This window comes from Bartonella vinsonii subsp. arupensis OK-94-513 (genome assembly GCF_000278235.1).
In the GTDB taxonomy this organism is placed as follows: domain Bacteria; phylum Pseudomonadota; class Alphaproteobacteria; order Rhizobiales; family Rhizobiaceae; genus Bartonella; species Bartonella arupensis.
Genome location: NZ_JH725037.1, coordinates 226470 through 229231 on the forward strand (window position 1 = coordinate 226470; position 2762 = coordinate 229231).

The window sequence follows — 2762 nt, forward strand, 5'->3', positions numbered from 1 at the left end:
TCTTTACCTATAGTAATAGTTTTTGTATCTTCGTCCCACTTAACAAGCTCATTACTTTTTTCAGCGTTAATCTCATTCTTAATATTCGTGAAAGAATTTCCAACATCAGCTAAAGCTTCAGCAACACTATGGTAAGTGGACTCAGAAAGATCGCCATCAGATGCGAAGCTCTTAACCTTAAAACTAGGATTACTCCACTTCCCACTCGCATATCCAGCTCCACCACCAAAAGCTTTGGCTATATTCGTGGCTGCAGTTGTCACATTTTGATTGGTCTCAAAAAGCTGTGATCCATTGACTGCTTGGTTTGAAGTTGCAGAGAGCTCCCCAGCCTTAATGTCTTTTATCTCTTTATTTCCAGCAGAAATACCAGCCGTGGTTATTTTAGGACCATCAGAAATCACTAAGCCTGTTGCATCTAAAGTATTGTTTCCTACTTTTGCACTATTCAGTGTAACATCTTTAGCGAGATCGAACTTTAGCTTATTGTCTTTATCGCCCTTTGTAATAGTAAGATTTGTACTTCCAGCAGCAAAATCTACTGCATTGTCTATAAGAACAGCTGTAGCATTCTCCCCCCCAACAGACAATTTCCAACCGTTGTTTTTTACAAATGCTTTTAAGTCTTTTAACTGTGCAACATTTATTGCTTGTAAGTCTTTTAACTGTGCAACATTTACTGCATCGGAATCCTCAGAGCCAGCTGCTACGCCTGTAATTTGGCGCGTTTTACCAGCCCCAACATTACCAACACTTACAGCACCACTCGTACTTTTCCAATACATGCTGGCGTTTGCTGTAATTCCATTCATCGTAGGAGAATAACCCCGAACACCAGCAGCCCTATCAGCTACAGAATCGCTTCCTAGTGCAACACCTGTTTCTACATTCGCCTTTGCATAAAAACCCAAAGCTATCGCATTCTTTGCGTTTGTGTATGCACGATGCCCGAGGGCAACCCCTCCATATTCTAAAGCTTTAGAAAGATTTCCCACAGCTACTGTATAATCAGCCTTTGCGATTGTACTTTCTTTGTCCGCACCTGCAGTATTATCTAAGGAACCGATTGCAATACTGGACATACCTGAAGCCTTAGCCGCTCGACCTATAGCAATGCTATCTTGCTTCGATGTCTTAGCACGATGTCCAACAGCAATCGAGTAATCACCTCCTGACTCTGTACGGCCCTCAGGGGGAATTGGATCATCACCCCATCTACCTTCGCCACCGATTGCGATACTCTTTACGCCTATAGCGTGCGACAAATGACCTATAGCAACAGCTTGCGGTTTATCCACCTGAGCACTATACCCAACAGCAACTGAGTCTGCAGCTAACATTGATATCCCGGCACCAATAACAACATTATCATTCTTATTATGCGCTTGTGTGGATAATGTTATATTATTACCAAACATGACATTCGTACCATCCGCGCCCCCACCCGTTGCACGTTGCATACCATTAGTTGGAGCACCTCGTAAGAGGTCAGCTACATTAATAATACCTGGATTCTCATCACTCAGTGCAGGCTGTTGGCCTTCAGTGCTTGCTGCCAAACCAGCCCTCAATGAGGTTGGATTATTATAAGATACGAGTGCCCGCTCAGTTACAGGGGAAAACAATTCCCCAAATTGCGATTCTTCATTAATATTAGTCGCCTGATCATTCGCTTGTAGACCTTCAGCGTTTGCTGTCACACCCACATTCATCACACCAGCATCTACTGAACCAAATGTTGCTGCTTGCTCATTTACAGGTGCAGCCGTAGAAACTTCAGCGGACTGCTCTTCCCTAATTTCTGTAACAGAATTTGGGTGCACATCTCCATTGTCTATATTTATACCAGCACTTACAGGAGAAACATTTGATAAAAATGCAACTATTGCAGCAAACGAAACACCCTTAATCCAAAATAGCGGACAAGAAGAGCCAGGATAATTCCTGTCATTCCGAGCTAGTGTAGCATATAATTTTTTCATAATAAATTCCCCAAGTAAGAAAAATATATTCAGAACATAAAAAAAACACATTTAAGCGCTAGAATTTCTGAGATTTGTGTATTTATAATTTTTTTTGAAAACCGTGCTTTTTGCAATGCAGTTTTTCAATTGTGAAATAAGAAAAGGATTTTGTTGACATAAAAAAAACATATTTTGGCGCTATCATTTAAGTGTAAGGTTTGTATTCTCAAAGTTAAAAGGTATATGATTAAGAGATAATAAAGTGTTTTTCAGAAAAAACATAGAATTTTGAAGTAATCGTATTCAGATTTGGTAGTTTTTTGTGAAAAAGGTTAATATTTCTTAAGCAGGATTCCTAAATCAAAAAAATCGAATTGCTCTGTAGCATTCACCGAAGTGTGAATGTTTTTAGCAAAATGAGTCTTATCAAATTACATTAACTACAGAATATTAGATATAATAGCAAGAAAAAGATATTTTTGATTTTTATTAATGAGAAGGCTTTCCTTAAGGTTCTTTCTATCAGTTTAATGTTATATTAAGTCCAACACCTACTCCCCAATGACCACCAGCACTGGTTGCAGCTACGTTAGTGCGGATTTTCCCATCTTCAGAGGTGTACCCAGCACCAAGGGAGAAAGCAGACTGGCTACGCCATGTACCTGTACCAAATGAAACACTAAATTTTCCAGGATTGTCATTATAGCGTAAGCTAGATACCGCCAAGCCAATAGCCGCTGCTTGTCTGGCCTCTTTCCGAACATCCTCAACAACATAGCTCAACGTCTCAAACTTCAT

The 2762-nt window shown here is 40.0% G+C and carries 1 protein-coding gene and 1 pseudogene; both read right to left on the reverse strand.

Features of this window, described 5'->3' with window-relative positions:
* Positions 1-1982, reverse strand: a pseudogene (locus ME1_RS00980) (hypothetical protein); the annotation flags it as partial.
* Between the two features lie 504 nt (positions 1983-2486).
* A partial coding sequence (locus tag ME1_RS00985) for a YadA-like family protein (RefSeq protein ID WP_004862190.1) occupies positions 2487-2762 on the reverse strand: 276 nt, incomplete at its 5' end.